The following is a 15,321-nucleotide window of genomic DNA, read 5'->3' on the forward strand; positions in this document are numbered from 1 at the left end:
GCTTCAGGCGAGATTAACCACAACCCCCAGAGGGCTGACACTCCCTAAGCTGTAATCTGCCAAGGCTAAACCCACAGACTGCCGGGGCGCCTTCAAATTCACCACCACCAGAGTCTGATCCACCAGTCCCGACCAGAGTTTGGCATCAGCAAAGTTGGCCAAGGGCGGTGTATCCACAATCACCAGATCAAAGTAATTTTTGAGGTGAGCCATGAATTGCTTCAGCGTGTCTTGACTTAGGAGCCGCATCGGCTGCTGCCGCAACTCCCCGGCCGTTAAAATGGCAAGGCCGCGCTGAGTCTGGGCAACACTATGCCAATGTCGCCGCTGAATTAACCAATCTGCCAAGCCCTGTTCATTACTCAGTCCAAGATAGCGGTGAATCTTAGGTTGGCGCAAATCCCCATCAATGAGCAGAACCCGCTGACCCGTGCCTGCGGCAGCAAGGGAAAGATGGAGAGCAACCGTGGTACGCCCATCGGTGGGTAGGGCTGAAATGATGGCCAATGACTGCCCCAGACCCACCGCTTGCAGGTTAGCCAACAGATGGTGAAAGGACTCTTGGAACTTCATTCCTTCCCCCACAGTGGGTAGGACTTGGGTCACCTGCCACAACCCTGCGTTGCCCTTGACGACGCGCTCTAGGCGCAGATTGATTTGGGGGGTTGCCTTGGGAATGTTGCCAAGGAGGGGCACGCCTAGGGTTTCTTCCACCTGGGCTGGACTGACAAACGTATGGTCAGCAGCATCTGCCAGATAAACGGCGAAAACGCCCAACAGGAGGCTGGCGATCGCCCCTAATACCAACAGCAGTAAGCGTGGGAATGTGGGTTGGACAGCAGGATTCTCTACATCCGTCAGTACCTGCCAGGCAAAGTGATTCTGTGCCAGTTGCAGTTGGACCGCCTGTCGGGCTTGATTGAGCATCTCTAAGGAGAGATTGGCCCTCCGAATCTGATTTTGAAGGCGCTCAATGGCGGGGAGTTGGCCACTCAGTTGTTGTAATTGTTGGGCAATTGCCGCTTGGGGAGCAGCCAGCTCAGCATCATAGCGCCGCTGGTTTTCGTACTCAATCCACGCCGTAATGTAGTTGGTAATGAGCGTTTGTGAGACTGTTCCCTGAAAGCCTAGGGCAGTGGGGTTATTCACTGGATATTGCTCACCAATCACTTGGCGGGCGATCGCCTGCAATTGCTCTAGTAAAACTCGGCGCTGTTCCTCTAGGGCTTGGATGATGGGTGTTCCTTCCCGAAAAATGGCTAAATTCCTGGCAATTTCTTGATCCAGCTCTTGAATGCGTGCCAGTTGCTGCTGATAAGCCGGAGAAGTACTCAAATTTGCTGCCGCTAGGGCTTCGGCGGGGGTCATCTTGAGTTGTTCTTGGAACCCTTGAAAACGACCGTAGGCTTCCACGGCCTTAAGGCGAGCGGCTTGGCGCAGGCTATGGATTTGGCGATACTGTTCCGTTAAAAAGCGCAGTTGCTCTGAGGGTTGCAGGCTGGTGCCTTGGGTTTCGCTGGCTTGGAGTTGCCGCTGTAGCTGCTCTAATTCTGCCAGGTGCTGATTGATGTCGTTGTCGAGTTGCTTTAGGGTGCGATTGAGTTGTTCTTGGCGATCGCGCTGACTGTAGTCAACAAATGCTTCGGCAACAGCCTTTAACACTGCGGTCACGATTTCTGGCTGGCGATCGCGATAGGCCACCTCTAGTACTTTTGTTTCTGTCGGGGCTTGCCCTGTTGCTGAACTAACCACTGGTTGAATTTCCAGATGCTCAGCTAAGACCCGTGTGGTCAAATGGGGGTACTGCTGTTGCAGTTTTTGGGCAATGGGCGCCAGTACTTTGTCACTTTCCAAAACAACAATCTGTGATCCCACATCTGTTTGCGGGAAGGGGGTGGGCAAACGGTCTGCGGGGAGCGTCCCCATAATGCCCTCCCGTGGTGGTGGCATTGGCGGAGTTTGTGGCTCACTCACGGGTTCCATCAAGAGGCGAAAGGAGGCCTTGTACATTTCGGGGTGCCAGAGAACATACCCACCCATGACCAAGAATGAGAACAAAACCGTACCTGAGAACAGTCGCCATCGTCGCCGACAGCGATCGCCAAAGTTCTGCACTCCACCCTTGGTTTGCCTCTTGGTGGTGCTGATGAACCCCGATAGATGGCGCTGGCGATCAACGACCCGTAAATTGGGTACCTTTTGTGGGAGTGACATCAGTTGTACACCATGCTTAATCAAATACGTTAACTAAGTTGAGGAACACTCCTAAGGTTCCTAATGCACCAATAGGACGCAAGGCATTCCCAATGGCATCCCCCACCTGCGTTAGCCCTGACCGTTCCACCACAATCACATCCCCCTCTTGCAATACAGGATTGTTGTTGGCATTGGGTTGGGCTGCCAAGCTAAAGGGAATCCGTCGCCGACTAACCGTGCCATCGCGATTGAGCCGCACCAGTGTCACCCTAGACATATTGGCACGTTGCACATTGAAGCCGCCCGCTGCCCCAATGCCCTGAGTGAGGGTGGCATTCGCTGGTACTTCGACCAAGCCCGGTCGCAATACTTCACCCACAACCTGCACCCGAATCACCTGCGGCGAAAAGGTGGCAGAGGCGACGCGAATCGCTTCAGCCGCATTCACTTCCTTTGCCTTGGGCACCACAATCACATCATCACTGCGCAGGGTAATATCTTGACTGGCATCCCCCGACTGAATCATCTCCCAAAGATTAATTTTCGTGACTGCCGTTTGGCCATTCCCCAGTTGGCGACGGATCTCAATGCTGCGAATATCGGCCTCTTGCGTAATTCCACCGCTTTGAGCAAGGACTTGGCTCAGGCGAGGCCATGTTAGGCCACCGGAAAGAAGGCCGATACCAGCGGCAGAAGCTGATACAGCAGAAGCTGATACAGAAGTAAAAGGAACAACATAGGATCCTGGACGGCTCACCTCACCCGCCACCAAAATCTTCATGGGGCGCGGCGTCTGCAATGTAACGGTTACTGCGGGAAAGCGCATGACTTGACTGTAAGCGTTGAGGATCACCTGCTCCGCTTGAGGTAGGGTTAAGCCACCCACGATCACTCGCCCTGCCAACGGTAGAGTGACTGAACCATCCAGATTAACCGTGAATTGTCGCTGACTAGTAACACTTGGTGGAAGGTTAACCACTTCAATAAAAAGCACGTCCCCCGCACCCAAGAGGTAATCCTGAAGGGGGTTAGTGCTGGTGAAACTGTAGGAGCTTGGGCTGAGGGGCCTTGGTTGAGCAGTAGCCAAGGGGGGTGTCAGAAGTGTCGCCCCAAGGGTGAGTCCACTAGCAGCAATCGCTAGCAGGATGGCCGTCTTTTGTCGCCTTGGCCCGGATCGATACCCCATCGTTGCTTCTCCCCACTGACTTCCCAATTTTCCAGGTAACCTACACCATTGTCCCCTGTTCTACCATACGTGTTTAACCTCCGTGATGGATGGCAGGATTGCCGCCCTAGTCTGAGAAAAGGGCTTAAAATGGGAGGGAATACTGCATCCCCAGTATGTCATGCCAGATCAACCGCTCATTTGTCTAGAGAACATTTCCAAGGTTTACGGCCAAGGGGAAACCGAAGTGCACGCCCTTAGGGATGTGAATTTGCAAATTCAGCGGGGAGAGTACTGTGCCATTATGGGGGCGTCGGGGTCAGGGAAGTCCACAATGATGAATATTATTGGCTGTTTGGATCGCCCGACCTCTGGCCGCTACTTTCTCGATGGCCAAGATGTGGCCTATCTCAGTGATGATGAACTGGCCCATATCCGCAATGCCAAGATTGGCTTTGTCTTTCAACAGTTTTACTTACTAGGGCAGCTAACGGCACTGGAAAATGTGATGCTGCCTATGGTCTATGCCCAAGTGCCTCCTAAGGAACGACGCGATCGCGCGATTGCTGCCTTGGAACAGGTAGGCTTAGGGCACCGCCTTGAGAATCGTCCCAATCAACTCTCGGGCGGACAGCAACAACGGGTGGCGATCGCCCGCGCCATTGTCAATCAGCCGTTGCTGCTGCTAGCCGATGAACCCACCGGTGCCCTCGATAGCCACACCACTGCGGAAATCCTGGCTATTTTTGGTCAACTCAATGCCGCCGGCATGACCGTAATTATGGTGACCCATGAACCCGATGTGGCAGCGGTCACCCACCGCATTATCCAGTTTCGCGACGGTCAAATTCGTTGCGATCGCCCCAATATCCCTAGCCCACTGGCGGCAGCCGTTTTATCTTAGGAAGGGGAATAGCGGAGAAAAAAGTAAAAATCATGGCAAAAGCAGTTTGGAAAGGTGCGACCTTGGCCGAGAGCGATCGCTACGAAGTGGTCGAGGGCAATGTTTACTTTCCGCCAGAAGCCCTCAATCAGGCCTATTTTCAGCCCAGCGATACCCACACCGTTTGTGGTTGGAAAGGCACAGCCAGCTACTACCCCATTGTTGTCAATGGCGAAGTGAATCGCGATGCGGCCTGGTACTACCCCGATCCCAAGCCTGCGGCAGCCAATATCAAGGGCTATGTGGCCTTTTGGCGAGGGGTGCAGGTGACGCGCTAAGGGGAGGAATTCCCGCACGGTTGAGAATTTCAGGAATCAAATCCTCACGGCGCACCGCCATTAAGTGCACCCCCTGACACAACTCCCGTGCTTGTTGGACTTGTTCAGCCGCAATAGTTATTCCTTCATCGAGGGGATCAGGCGCTGCCGCTAGCCGATCGATAATGTGCTGGGGAATCGAAGCCCCCGGCACCGCCCGATTGATAAACAGGGCATTTTTAGCGGACTTAAGAAGAAAAATTCCTGCAAGAATTGGCCGACCACAACCCGCTGCAATCTGATCCATAAACTTGGCTAGCCGCCCAAAGTCGGTAATCAACTGCGTTTGGAAAAACTGAGCGCCCGCTGCCAATTTACGCTCAAACCGTTGTTGCAGCCCCGACCAACTGGCAGACTGGGGATCGACGGCAGCACCGGCAAAGAAATGTGTCGCTCCATCGGCTAGGGGGCGATCTTCGCTATCTACCCCCTGATTGAGTTGGCCAATGACGCGCAATAGACGGACAGATTCCAAATCAAAGACGGGCTTGGCTTGGGGATGATCCCCAGCTTTGACGGGGTCACCCGTAAGTGCCAAAATATTGCGTAAACCAAGGGCGGCAATGCCCATGAGATCCGCTTGCAGAGCAATGCGGTTGCGATCGCGACAGGCTATTTGACAAATGGGCTCGAACCCCTGCTGTTGCAACAAATAGGCGGCTGCCCAAGAACTCATCCGCAGCACAGCGCGACTGCCATCGGTGACATTGACCGCATGAACTCTCCCCTTCAGATGGGCTGCTTGGCGCAGCATTGTACTGGCATCCCTACCCTTGGGGGGACACACCTCGGCGGTAATGAGGAACTCACCCTGCTCACAGGCAGCTTGAAAACGCGAGACTGACAAGGAAATGGCTAGAGCGCGACTAGGCAACTATCATACACACTCGTGGTGCCCCTTCCTAGGCGGCCAAATGGGCACTCACCGTCTGCACTAGTGTCTCCGTCCAATAATCAGCAATATGCTGCTGTTCTGCTTCCACCATGACGCGGATAACCGGTTCTGTACCGGAGGCACGCACCAAGACTCGCCCGCGATCGCCCATATCCAGTTGCGCTTTGGCAATCATCTGTTGTAGAGGTTCACACTCTTGCCAGTGAAGCCGCCGCTGACGATCCTCAACCCGAACATTGCGGAGAATTTGCGGGTAGGCAGTAAAACTTTGGTCTCGCAGTTGCGCTAGGGATAGACCAGAATCCTGAACTAGGGTCGCTAGGTGCACTGCCGTGAGCAGGCCATCCCCCCCCACGCCATAGTGGCGGCAGAGGATGTGTCCCGACTGTTCGCCCCCCAGCATGGCACCGTGGCGCAACATTTCTGCATGGACGTATTGATCGCCCACCGCTGCCCGTACCAGTTGTCCACCCCGCGCTTGCCAAGCCCGCTCAAAGCCCAGATTCGACATCACAGTGGCCACAATTAAATCCTTGGGCAGTTGTGCCTGCGACTGGAGTTTTTGTCCCCAGAAATAGAGAATGTGATCGCCATCAACCACCCGTCCTTGACTATCCACCGCCAGCACGCGATCGGCATCGCCATCAAAGGCAAATCCCATAGCAGCCCGGGTTGCACGGACAGCCTGCTGCAAGGGTTCCAGATGGGTGGAGCCACAGTTGACATTAATCCGATTTCCATCGGCGCGATCGTGGAGAGCAATCACCTCAGCCCCCAGGGCATGGAAGACCGTAGGTGCCACCGCCACCGCAGATCCCCAGGCCAAATCCAACACCACCCGCAGTCCTCGCAGGGGTTGACGATCCTGAAGGGGGGCTTGCACCGCATGGCGATAGCGCTGGAGCAGTTCGGGGCGATGATGCAAATGTCCCCAATGTTCGGTATGGGGGAGCGATAGGCCAGCATTTAAGTGGGCTTCAATGGCTTTCTGCAGATCAGGGCTCAGTTTGCTGCCATCACTGCCAAAAATCTTAATGCCGTTGTCGGCGGGGGGATTATGACTGGCGGAAATCATAGCACCCCCAATGGCTTCTGTGGTGGTCGTTAGGTAGGCAATACAAGGGGTCGGACACAGGCCCACATGCCACACCTCAAAACCAGCGGCAGTTAACCCTGCGGCCAAGGCGGTGGCCAACATATCACTGGAGTTGCGGGAGTCTTGACCAATGATAAAGGGGCGCTGGGGTGCATCTGTTGTTTGCCGCAGGACTTCCCCCACCCAGTATCCCAAGCTCAAGGCCAAGTTGGGGGTTAGCAACTCTCCCGCCCGTCCACGAATGCCATCGGTTCCAAACCGAATCGGCTGCTGCCCAGTCATGGTTAATTCCTCACGCCACACCAACACTCGCAATTTTCTAGTCGATTCCCTTAGCTATGCAGAGGAGGATTTGTAACATTTATTCACTATCTCTGGACTATAGCATCTCTATACACTTTCCCCCACAGGAGTATTCTGGATCAGCGGGAATTGAGGCGAAGCAAAATGTTACCACCCGACCTGCGCCAACAATTGCAATCTTGCCAAGGGCGACTCCTACACCTTTTGCAGTCCTTTTCTTCAGCAAGGGTACTAGTGGTGGGAGATCTCACCCTCGATGAATTCCTTACAGGGCAGGTGGAGCGCCTCTCACGGGAAGCCCCTGTGCTGATTTTGCGCCATGAGTTTACCCGCCAAGTCCCCGGCGGCGGTGCCAACGCTATCTACAATTTGGCCAAGCTGGGCGCTCAGGTGCAGGCCGTTGGTCTTGTGGGTACAGATCCCCAGGGAGAAGCACTCTGTGGCATTTTTCAGGAGGCAGGGATTGATACGCGGGGCATCTTGAAGGAGAGCGATCGCCCCACAGTGACAAAAACGCGTATTTCAGGCCATGCTCGCCAGTCGGTGACCCAGCAAATTGTCCGCGTCGATCGCAAATCCGATGATCTCCCCTCCCCGGCCCTTCAGGAAGCCCTAGCTGCCTTCATTCGCGAGCAGCTCGGAACTGCCGATGCGGTAGTTTGCTCCGACTATGGGGATGGTGTCTTTACGCCCCCCGTGATTGCCGCCGCCTTAGAGCATCAGCGCACAATTGTTGATACCCAACGGGATTTAGCCCGCTATCGCGGTGCTTTCCTATTTACACCGAACCTGCCAGAGGCAGAGGCAGCGGTGGGCTACCCAATTCGGACGGAGGCGGAGGTCCTGCAAGCGGGGGAAGACCTGCTGGATTTGACAGGGGCTAAATATATGCTGATTACGCGGGGGGATGCTGGTATGAGTCTCTTTAGCCGGGAGGCAGCGCCCTATCATTTGCCCGCCTTTAACCGCACAGATGTCTTTGATGTGACTGGTGCAGGCGATACGGTTGTGGCTGCTTTAACCCTTGCCCTTGTGGCGGGTGCTAGTCTTTGGGAGGCGGCAGTTTTAGGCAATTTAGCCGCCAGTATTGTCGTACGCCAGTTTGGTACAGCCACCACATCCACTGCAGAGATGGCGGCAGCCCTTCACTCTTTGCTCGAAGATTAGTGCCGCGTTGCCTGCTGCAACCATTCAAGAATGCCTTGGGCAAGGGTGCGGGCAAGCTCACCTTGGGCTTGGGGGTTAACAATCCACTCAAACTCTTCGGGGTGAATCATGAAGCCCAGTTCTAGCAACACCGCAGGGGCAATTGTCGGACGAGTCAGGGCAAGGTTATTCCAAAACACACCGTAGTGCTGCCGCCGCAGTCGCTGAGTTAAGTAACTCTCTAGGAAAACCGCAAGGTCGTGGCTTTGAGGGTGATACCAAAAGGCGCCAATCCCTTGGGTATGGCGGGCATCGCCAGCATCGGGAAGAGCATTGTAGTGCAAGCTGAGAGCAAGGGTGGGTTGGGCTGATTCAATGGCGAGACTGCGATCGAGCAAGTCCAGATCAATATCCTCTGTGCGCGTTAAAATGACCGTTGCCCCAAGGCGTTCTAGCTCCGGTGCCAGTTTTTTTGCCAGTGTTAATGTGACAACCTTTTCTGGGGTACCATCGGGACCCCGTGCCCCCAGGTCCTCAGGCCCGCCATGGCCAGGATCGATGAGGATTTTAATCCCCCGCAGGGGTTGTGTGCCCCGCTGGAGTTGTGGTGGATGGCGCAGTTGCAGCAGCAGCCGATTCCCTTCATAGGCGACGCGATAGCCCCACTGTTGGCGATGATGAAGCGTAAACCGATACGCCACCCGTTGCTGATCAAGGGGGGACCAATCAAGGCGCTGGATGACAGGATCAGCATCGAGGCGAATGATGTCGGTTTGGGGAATCGTGTTGTAGAGCGTCAGCGTGAACTGGCGATCGCCCTGCTGAATGGCAATTGGCACCGGCACATCTAAAGGAAAGCTGATTTCTGTCCAACCCGCCCGCTGACGACTGGTAATACTGCGAATGGTGGCTGTTGTCGGCAGAGCACTAGAAAGGAAGCGCACTTCCTCGGCGCGGATCCAACCCCCATAGTCCAGATGCAGCCAATCCCCCGTTTGTCCTCGCACCCGTGCTCGCGTTCCCACTGGCAGGGGCGTCAGCCGTGAATAATCGGTGCTCGGCCCAGTGCGTGCTACGCCCCCAAGGGAGCGGTTGACTTCAACAACGGGTAAGTGCGTCGGCTCAGCCACACGAATGCGGGCACCCAGTTGGCGCTGGCTTGCAAATCGCCATTGAATTGGGCCATAGTCCCCCACCTGGGTCAATTGCAGGCAGTTGCGGTACAAGGAAGGGCGAGTAGTGACCACATCGGCTTGATGAATCAGTGCAGCAAGATTAGAGGGCAGTTGCACTTGGGGGGGTAGGGGTTCTAGGGGCAGAATGCGCTGACCCACTTGAACTTCAACGGCGCGATCGCCGGGGGCAGCAGCGGTAAAGCAAACAATGTCATTGGCTAGCCGCACTAAATCAGCTGTTGGCTCTAGGGGTTGTGGACTGGTCGGTATTTCGGGCACAGCGCGGGTAATGGCAAACTCAAGGCGTTGATTTCCCCCTTGGAGAATGATGCGATTCAATCCGGGTTGCAGAGGAAGACTGGGGGCAAAGTGTCCCGCTGGCGAGCGATCGCCAATCACTTGACCATTGAGCGTCACTGCGACCTGGGGTGGGGCTGTACCAATAAAGAAAATCTGGGGGGCACTGGTGGTGTGCTCCCGCGGCGGATAAACCACTTGTAGGGAACCCTGCGCTCTTGCTGGCTGGAGTGAACCCACCATGAGTGCACTCAGGAAACTCAAACTCAACCTATTCACCCCCAACCCTCATACCTTCCTTAACCTTTTCTTCAGATTACAGCTCTTTATCTAAAATGCGGGATGCCTATGAGGCTGTTTTACCTAATTGTGATCCTGCTTCATCCTTGTGGAAAGGACTGTTATAAAAGTCAATCACTTCTCAGACAAAGAGAAGAAATTCTCTCTTAGGCCACTTATGGAATCCTTTGATCCCTGTCAAATTAGCATATTTTTTAACATTGGGATCGTTGCCATCTCCGGGAAATCCATTCATAATAAAAAGCATCCCCTCTCATAAATTTTCTTAATGTTGCGCAACACTATTTCTTTGGTCTCGTTGTTTTGAAACGTAAGTTTGCGCAGCACTTTTTATCACAAGTCCGTGTCCATCAAAAAGAATTTAAGGATTATTTAACTATGGTTACCATGCAAACGATTCACTGTCCTCACTGTGGTAAATTGGCTCTCCGCCAGCGCTATGGTTCCGTGAGTCACACCCAATGTCCCCACTGTGATTACGTCCTAACGATGTGCGATCGCACGGGACGGGTCCTAGAGGCCTATACGCCGGAAATTACCCATGTCGGTCAGTATGGCGCCAATCTCACCTGCACCATAGAGTGGACAAAGGCACTTTGCTAGCAAGGATTTATTAGAAGAATCTAAAGATTGATGAGGGAAATCCTGAGAGTTGTTAAGATAGTTTACATATGGCTATCTTACTTCTACTGGTACTGGCATTGGTGCTGTGGTCGGTGCGACTCCTCCACGGTGCTTATCGCCTTCGGGATTTTTCCCTACTGCTGGCCAGCGGCCTTGTGGCCATCTCAGCGGGAGGTGTCATTTTTGTCTATAGCCTGATGAATGGCTGTGTTGGCTATCTCAGTCAAGCTCAGCCTATTCCCGAATCTGATGCTGCTGTCATCATGTCTGATGTGGCCTATTTTGAGAGTGCCGCTGGAACCACAAACGCCACCTCTAGCCCCTAAGTTCGACTGAGAATCCAAACGGTGGCGATCGCCAGCGTGAACACCGTGAGTGGAGCACCAAAGCGCAAGTGCTGCCAAAAGGAAAACCGCTCCCCGGAGCTAGCAGCTGCCTCAACTGTAATCAAATTAGCCACAGCGCCAAAAAGGGTGAGATTCCCCGCGAGGGTACTCGTAGCTGCCAGGAGGTACCAGAGTTGATCGGCACCTTTGGGAATAAACTGCGCTAATAGCAGCACTGTCGGCACGTTAGAGATCAAATTCGACAGCAGTGCTGTAATCACCACGAGGGCCAAGGGCTGATTCACCCAAGGGCGCAAAGCGCCCAGTAAATCAAGGTTTTGCATACAGCGGGTCAGAATAAACAGACCCGCAAACAGAATCAATAGTGACCAATCCACCTGAGCAAGCACCCGCTCTGGCTTGAGACGGCGGGTGACCAGTAAAGCCGCTGCTGCCAATAGAGAGGATTCTGCTAAGGGAAAGCCCAGCACAAAGGCCAAAAACATCAGCCCAGAGACAATCAGGGTCTTGTGGAGTAACCCTTTTTGCACCGGCACCGCTTGGAGCGTAGCTAACGTAAAAGGTTGGCGCGATCGCACCTCCGGATAGAGCCAGCCCAACCAAATCACTTGCAGACCTAAGCCCAGCCCTGCAATGGGTACCATCACTTGGGCAAACGGAAGGTACCCCAACTCGGAAAACGATCCCACGAGAATATTTTGGGGGTTGCCGCTAAGGGTGGCTACAGAGCCGATATTGGTTGCCCCCGCGATCGCCAGCAGGTAGGGTACTGGATTCAAACCCAAGACATGGGTAATGCGCAGGGTTAAAGGCGTCGTTACAAGGGCAAGGGTATCATTCAGAAAGACCGCCGATAGTATTCCCGTCGCCACGGTGAGAAACACCAGCAACCCCAAGGGACTGCCACTAAAGCGCACCACGGTCACCATCGCTATTTGAAAAAAGCCGCTCAAGCCGAGATAGGCATTCACAATCATCATGCTGAGCAAGAACACGATGGTTTGGGGATCAATCGCTTGCCATGCAGTGGGTAGATCAATCGCCCCTACGGCAATCAACAGAGCCGCACTCACAAGGGCGATCGTGGCGCGATTCATGTCTAGCCCCGGCACCCCCCCAAGGGCCAAGGCACCGTAGCTGAGGGCGAGAATCAGGAGTTGCAGCAGAGACCCCAACACCTACTGTTGGGTTTGAATTTTCTTGGCCTCTAGGGCATCAAGCAATTCCCCAAGGGCCGCAAGATCATCGCCATCATATTCCCGCTTCCACAGCAGTTGGGAAATTTGGTTTTCAATAGCTGAGGTTAATACTTGGGTTTCGAGCACCCGTTGCACTAAGCGTTGGATCATCATAGGGGTTTGGCAGCTTAGACAGTTGTTCTCTAGGGTAGCCCATTGGCTGGGGGGGCAGGTAGGGGCACCGGGATCAGCAAAGCGTTGATCCGCAGCGGGGGATCGTTGTCCCGTCAATAAATCGTGTTGCGATAAATTAAGGAAAGTTGAAATTCTAGGATACACCAGATATACTAAAGGGCAACTTTTGTAAACTCAATCACAGTACTTTGAAGGCAAAGGAGGTAAGGCAACTTGGCCAGAAGACGGAAGCGGAAGAGCCGGCGGCGTCTCGAAGGGCGCAAAATCCTTGAGTGCGTACCTCAATATAGCATCGAAAGTGGCGAAGATAAACCCGTGACAGCGGCCCGAAAATTCATTCAAGCTAAGGGGATCACCCCGCCCGCTTTAGTTCTTGTTAAGCGGAATGAGCACACCACCGATCGCTACTTCTGGGCAGAAAAGGGCTTGTTTGGTGCGCAGTACGTTGAAGAAAACCACTTTTTATTCCCTAGCCTAAGGGAACTTGCAGAAGAAAAAATGGCAGCCACCACCCGCTAGGCTGTTTTTTACAAGCATCCTTTTTAGGGGGAGTCAGGACTTGCTCTTGGCTCTTTTTGCTTTGGTGGTGAGAGGCCCAAGCTTTGATCTTTTTGCGCCATTTACTTATGGCAATTTGGAAACTGTCCTCATAAAATAGAAATAGCGGAGACACACGTTTCCGTTCACTCCTCACACCACACCCCGCCTGGACAGTTATTGGTTCGGGCGGCTTCCTTTTTGTAAAGGTTTATAAAGGCTGATCACTCCCAAACGTGGTCAGGATCCCTGAGATAGTCCTTGACTTTGCCAAATCCGCTAGCTGGCTAAAGGGGCTGGTTTGAGCGTATTTTACTCATGTCTCTAAAAGCTCATATTCACTCAGTTGGCTTTGGGTAGAATACTTTACAGAATTGTACTTGTTGACCTTGGCAGCGTTGTCCTGCCCTGCTTGTTCAACTTTCAACTTTCTTCTCGGCTTCTTGAATTTTACACCAGCCTTCGCTAGCAGCGGCCGCTGCTACTGCTGGGAAGATGATAGGAATGATGAAAACCACAGTGATCCTTAAATGAGATGAGCGAGGAGATGTCCAACCATTACCACAAAAAGTGATAAAGTCAAGCCATAGAACAACAGATTTTATGTTTTTTAACCAAGAAAATTAAAATGCAATACCGCATTTATCATCAAACCACCTACACCTACAGCGCTGCCGTTGCTCTTGCCCCCCACGATTTGCGCTTGATTCCCCGCAGTGATGGCCACCAACGCCTGCGATCGCTCTCCCTGCAAATTTTACCGACTCCCCAAGGTCACAGTCCTGTCCTCGATGTCCATGGCAATCACATTCAGCGCTACTGGTGGTTACCGCAGCCCACTGCTTCCCTAACGATTCAGGTCACTTCTGAAGTAGAAACCTATTGCGCCAACCCCTTTAACTATTTGCTCGAATCATGGGCAATCACACTCCCTTTTAACTATCCGCAGCGGCTGGCAACTAGCCTGCATCCCTATCTATCACTGCCAGTGGATCCGGTTGCCTATGAACTGGCTTGGCAAGTTTTAGCCAGTGGCGATCGCCATGTCCTCACATTTCTCAGCGATCTCAATAACAAAATTTACCGTACGTGTCAGCACCAAATTCGTGAAACCGGTGCCCCTTGGCCCCCCTGTGTCACTTGGGCAAAACAAATGGGTTCCTGTCGCGATATGGCAGTCTTGTTTATCCATGCCTGTCGGGCGGTGGGCCTAGCGGCGCGGTTTGTCAGTGGCTATCAGGAAGGAGACTTGGATAATCCTGAACGGCACCTCCATGCTTGGGTGGAAGTGTATTTGCCGGGGGCAGGCTGGCGGGGCTATGATCCCACCCACGGCCTAGCGGTGAGCGATCGCCACATTGCCCTTGTGGCTGCCGCTGATCCGGCGGATGCTGCCCCCATTGAAGGTGCCCTACGGGGACAGGGGGTCACCTCAACCATGACCTATCAACTACAGATTCAGCGCCTCTCCTAGGTATGGAAGAAAAAGGCGGTGCCGAGAATCCCATAGGTGGCCAAAAGCAGCGCTCCCTCTAGCCAGTTGGAGCGGCCATCTAGGCTAATCACATTGGCAATTACAACCGCAATAATCACCGTCACCACCTCAAAAAGGCTAAAGTTCAAATCCATCGGCTGACCAATGAACTGGCCAATGAGCACAAGAACCGGTGCCACCAAAAGCGCCACCAAAAGGGATGAACCCAAGGCAATGGAAACGGACAGATCCATATTGTTTTTCAGGGCAACCCCCACAGCGGTCACATATTCCGCTGCACCACCCACCAATGGCAAGAGGATGACCCCAGTAAATAGGGGCGTCAAACCCAGTCCCGCCGTTGCCTCCTCGACAGCACCAACAAAGATTTCTGACTCAAAGGCCACCCCAATGGTGGCAATGATAAGAACATTGATCCAAAGGGGTAGGTTGGGCCTTTCGTAGTGTCCTTCCACGCCCCCTAGTTCCACCTCACTAACATCGTAAAGATAGCTGTGGGTTTTCAGGGAAAAGAGTAACGTGAGCCCATAAACCAGAACCAGAATGATGGATACCACAACTGACATTTGGGAAACTGCGGTTGGCGGCACTCTATCGGAGGTGTAAATCACCATTGCTGGTAAAAGAATGGCAGCGATCGCCACCGTCATCGAGGAGGCATTCACCCGTGCCACCACTGGGGCAAAGGATTGTTCCTTGTAGCGAATGCCCCCCAGCAACATGGATAGCCCCATCACCAGCAAAAGGTTCGCCATCAGGGTTCCCGTAATACTGGCTTTGACAATATCCACTAAACCCGCTCGCAGCGCCACAATAGCAATAATGAGTTCGGTGGCATTGCCAAAGAGGGCATTCAAGAGGCCACCGATCGTCGGACCCGTGGCCAGCGCCACCTCTTCTGTGGCGGTGCTCAACCAAATCGCTAAGGGCACGATCGCCAGTGCTGCCAAAATAAAGACGGTGAGAGCGCCCCATTCCAGTTTTTCCGCAGCAACGGAAAGGGGAATAAATATCAAGAAACCAATCGAAACCAGTCGCCTCATGGGGGCACCCCTTACATGGTGAAAAAAGAAAAATTTTCTCTATCCTAGCCTGTGGTTTTATTATCCTAG

General features: G+C 53.5%; 15 protein-coding genes. 7 read left to right on the plus strand and 8 right to left on the minus strand.

From position 1 onward, the window contains the following. Window positions 1–3: 3 nt before the first annotated feature. On the minus strand, window positions 4–2,214 hold the full coding sequence (locus tag NK55_RS05620; protein ID WP_024124811.1) for a polysaccharide biosynthesis tyrosine autokinase: 2,211 nt from the start codon (window positions 2,212–2,214) through the stop codon (window positions 4–6). A gap of 16 nt (window positions 2,215–2,230) precedes the next feature. Then, window positions 2,231–3,382 carry a polysaccharide biosynthesis/export family protein gene (locus NK55_RS05625; RefSeq protein ID WP_024124812.1) on the minus strand — a complete coding sequence of 384 codons (1,152 nt, stop codon included), beginning with the start codon at window positions 3,380–3,382 and terminating at the stop codon, window positions 2,231–2,233. A gap of 160 nt (window positions 3,383–3,542) precedes the next feature. Between NK55_RS05625 and NK55_RS05630 the strand changes: the two genes are divergently transcribed. Both NK55_RS05630 and NK55_RS05635 read left to right on the plus strand, forming a co-directional pair. Next, a complete protein-coding gene (locus NK55_RS05630; protein WP_024124813.1) occupies window positions 3,543–4,265 on the plus strand; it encodes an ABC transporter ATP-binding protein in 723 nt (240 codons plus the stop codon). A 32-nt stretch (window positions 4,266–4,297) separates the two neighbouring features. After that, window positions 4,298–4,582: a DUF427 domain-containing protein gene (locus NK55_RS05635; protein ID WP_024124814.1), complete on the plus strand. Its 285-nt coding sequence runs from the start codon at window positions 4,298–4,300 to the stop codon at window positions 4,580–4,582. Here the strand turns inward: NK55_RS05635 and NK55_RS05640 are convergent. Both NK55_RS05640 and glmM read right to left on the minus strand, forming a co-directional pair. Next, window positions 4,536–5,468, minus strand: coding sequence for a methylenetetrahydrofolate reductase (locus tag NK55_RS05640; protein WP_041429607.1), 933 nt, complete (start codon window positions 5,466–5,468; stop codon window positions 4,536–4,538). The genes NK55_RS05635 and NK55_RS05640 overlap by 47 nt on opposite strands. Before the next feature lie 55 nt (window positions 5,469–5,523). Continuing rightward, window positions 5,524–6,894, minus strand: a complete 1,371-nt coding sequence (gene glmM / locus NK55_RS05645) for a phosphoglucosamine mutase (RefSeq protein WP_024124816.1) — start codon at window positions 6,892–6,894, stop codon at window positions 5,524–5,526. Between the two features lie 165 nt (window positions 6,895–7,059). Between glmM and rfaE1 the strand changes: the two genes are divergently transcribed. Next, window positions 7,060–8,082, plus strand: a complete 1,023-nt coding sequence (gene rfaE1 / locus NK55_RS05650; RefSeq protein ID WP_024124817.1) for a D-glycero-beta-D-manno-heptose-7-phosphate kinase — start codon at window positions 7,060–7,062, stop codon at window positions 8,080–8,082. On the opposite strand, the gene NK55_RS05655 is transcribed toward rfaE1, so the two are convergent. Beyond that, the gene (locus NK55_RS05655; protein WP_051372798.1) at window positions 8,079–9,776 is read right to left on the minus strand and encodes an N-acetylmuramoyl-L-alanine amidase; all 1,698 of its coding nucleotides are present in this window, start codon (window positions 9,774–9,776) and stop codon (window positions 8,079–8,081) included. The two genes, rfaE1 and NK55_RS05655, sit on opposite strands and share 4 nt — an antisense overlap. A 435-nt stretch (window positions 9,777–10,211) precedes the next feature. On the opposite strand from NK55_RS05655, the gene NK55_RS05660 reads away from it, so the two are divergent. Further along, window positions 10,212–10,436: a hypothetical protein gene (locus NK55_RS05660; protein WP_024124819.1), complete on the plus strand. Its 225-nt coding sequence runs from the start codon at window positions 10,212–10,214 to the stop codon at window positions 10,434–10,436. Window positions 10,437–10,504: 68 nt separating this feature from the next. Further along, complete coding sequence (locus NK55_RS05665) at window positions 10,505–10,783, plus strand: hypothetical protein (RefSeq protein WP_024124820.1); 279 nt, start codon at window positions 10,505–10,507, stop codon at window positions 10,781–10,783. Here NK55_RS05665 and NK55_RS05670 read toward each other — a convergent pair. Together NK55_RS05670 and NK55_RS13480 are read right to left on the minus strand one after the other, a co-directional pair. After that, the gene (locus NK55_RS05670) at window positions 10,780–11,982 is read right to left on the minus strand and encodes an anion transporter (RefSeq protein ID WP_024124821.1); all 1,203 of its coding nucleotides are present in this window, start codon (window positions 11,980–11,982) and stop codon (window positions 10,780–10,782) included. The two genes, NK55_RS05665 and NK55_RS05670, sit on opposite strands and share 4 nt — an antisense overlap. Next, window positions 11,983–12,273, minus strand: a complete 291-nt coding sequence (locus NK55_RS13480) for a hypothetical protein (RefSeq protein ID WP_071823297.1) — start codon at window positions 12,271–12,273, stop codon at window positions 11,983–11,985. Between the two features lie 117 nt (window positions 12,274–12,390). Here NK55_RS13480 and NK55_RS05680 point away from each other — a divergent pair, with 117 nt between their 5' ends. Further along, complete coding sequence (locus NK55_RS05680) at window positions 12,391–12,696, plus strand: DUF3155 domain-containing protein (RefSeq protein WP_041429094.1); 306 nt, start codon at window positions 12,391–12,393, stop codon at window positions 12,694–12,696. A gap of 646 nt (window positions 12,697–13,342) precedes the next feature. Next, the gene (locus NK55_RS05685) at window positions 13,343–14,188 is read left to right on the plus strand and encodes a transglutaminase family protein (protein WP_024124823.1); all 846 of its coding nucleotides are present in this window, start codon (window positions 13,343–13,345) and stop codon (window positions 14,186–14,188) included. On the opposite strand, the gene cax is transcribed toward NK55_RS05685, so the two are convergent. After that, window positions 14,185–15,252 (minus strand): calcium/proton exchanger, encoded by a 1,068-nt coding sequence (gene cax, locus NK55_RS05690; protein ID WP_024124824.1) that lies wholly within the window; start codon window positions 15,250–15,252, stop codon window positions 14,185–14,187. The genes NK55_RS05685 and cax overlap by 4 nt on opposite strands. Window positions 15,253–15,321 lie beyond the last annotated feature (69 nt).

The organism is Thermosynechococcus sp. NK55a (genome assembly GCF_000505665.1).
Lineage (GTDB): Bacteria > Cyanobacteriota > Cyanobacteriia > Thermosynechococcales > Thermosynechococcaceae > Thermosynechococcus.

What these genes read in the sequence shown, in the direction of transcription:
- NK55_RS05630 (WP_024124813.1), top strand. Translation starts at nt 3,543, where the DNA reads ATGCCAGATCAACCGCTCATTTGTCTAGAGAACATTTCCAAGGTTTAC.
- NK55_RS05625 (WP_024124812.1), bottom strand. Translation starts at nt 3,382, where the DNA reads ATGGGGTATCGATCCGGGCCAAGGCGACAAAAGACGGCCATCCTGCTA.
- glmM (WP_024124816.1), bottom strand. Translation starts at nt 6,894, where the DNA reads ATGACTGGGCAGCAGCCGATTCGGTTTGGAACCGATGGCATTCGTGGA.
- rfaE1 (WP_024124817.1), top strand. Translation starts at nt 7,060, where the DNA reads ATGTTACCACCCGACCTGCGCCAACAATTGCAATCTTGCCAAGGGCGA.
- NK55_RS05620 (WP_024124811.1), bottom strand. Translation starts at nt 2,214, where the DNA reads ATGTCACTCCCACAAAAGGTACCCAATTTACGGGTCGTTGATCGCCAG.
- cax (WP_024124824.1), bottom strand. Translation starts at nt 15,252, where the DNA reads ATGAGGCGACTGGTTTCGATTGGTTTCTTGATATTTATTCCCCTTTCC.
- NK55_RS05660 (WP_024124819.1), top strand. Translation starts at nt 10,212, where the DNA reads ATGGTTACCATGCAAACGATTCACTGTCCTCACTGTGGTAAATTGGCT.
- NK55_RS05655 (WP_051372798.1), bottom strand. Translation starts at nt 9,776, where the DNA reads ATGGTGGGTTCACTCCAGCCAGCAAGAGCGCAGGGTTCCCTACAAGTG.
- NK55_RS05635 (WP_024124814.1), top strand. Translation starts at nt 4,298, where the DNA reads ATGGCAAAAGCAGTTTGGAAAGGTGCGACCTTGGCCGAGAGCGATCGC.
- NK55_RS05685 (WP_024124823.1), top strand. Translation starts at nt 13,343, where the DNA reads ATGCAATACCGCATTTATCATCAAACCACCTACACCTACAGCGCTGCC.
- NK55_RS05665 (WP_024124820.1), top strand. Translation starts at nt 10,505, where the DNA reads ATGGCTATCTTACTTCTACTGGTACTGGCATTGGTGCTGTGGTCGGTG.